General features: G+C 58.3%; 1 pseudogene. It reads right to left on the bottom strand.

Annotated features, from left to right (window positions below):
• Window positions 1-345: pseudogene (locus tag ACSZO4_RS25940) on the bottom strand (IS4 family transposase); the annotation flags it as partial.

Genomic DNA, 345 nt, shown 5'->3' on the forward strand with positions numbered 1-345 from the left:
CAGATATAGGTCAACGACAGCGGTGCTTCTCCGGTTGATTTTTTCAGCTGCACATCGCTGTAGCTGATGAACATTTGTGCCTGCCGGGCTGCCCGTCCGCCTTTTTGCACCACGTTCAGGGTGTGGCTACCTGCCTCTGTCAGCTGCTCCGGCAGGCTGAACAGTCTGCCGGGAGCCTCCGACAGCAGACGGTTCTGTGCGGCACGGACCACGAACCGCTGGCCCCGGCTGAGTTTATAGTCAAGGTAGTGCCAGATATCCGCTTCACGATCGCAGACAGAGATAACCCGCGACTGGTTTGCACCCAGTCGCTGCGCCATATGCTCAGAAGCCTGCTGCCATTTG

The organism is Phytobacter sp. V91 (assembly GCF_965644225.1).
Lineage (GTDB): Bacteria > Pseudomonadota > Gammaproteobacteria > Enterobacterales > Enterobacteriaceae > CBFFRJ01.